Source organism: Shewanella sp. AS16, assembly GCF_021412365.1.
Lineage (GTDB): Bacteria > Pseudomonadota > Gammaproteobacteria > Enterobacterales > Shewanellaceae > Shewanella > Shewanella salipaludis.
Genome location: NZ_JAKCLK010000135.1, coordinates 1 through 320 on the forward strand (window position 1 = coordinate 1; position 320 = coordinate 320).

Here is a 320-nt window from a genome sequence, read left to right on the forward strand (position 1 = left end):
AATTCACTGTTTTCTAATGGATGCCGCTTCGCTGCCAGTGGGTGGAGTGGGCTGACGACAAAATCCCATTCCATTTGTCCGACCGGTTCGCTAATGATGCCTTCACTGCTTGGTACTGCATGAGGAGCACCGTAGACCAGATCAGCACGCTTACTGTACAGCGCATCCCAGCAGCCGTTGTATACCTCAAGATCTACCGTCAGTGTTGTTGATGTGAATTGCCGTTCAAAATCTCGAATAAATGCCACCAGCAAATCACCAGGAATAATATTGTTTACCGCAATTGTCAGTTCACGCTCAATACCATCGTGAATCAGCAC

General features: G+C 47.8%; 1 protein-coding gene. It reads right to left on the reverse strand.

Going from position 1 to position 320, the window contains the following annotated elements; translation table 11 throughout:
• Positions 1-320, reverse strand: a 320-nt coding sequence (locus LZP73_RS19675; RefSeq protein WP_234236600.1) for a LysR substrate-binding domain-containing protein, incomplete at both ends; no start/stop codon positions are given.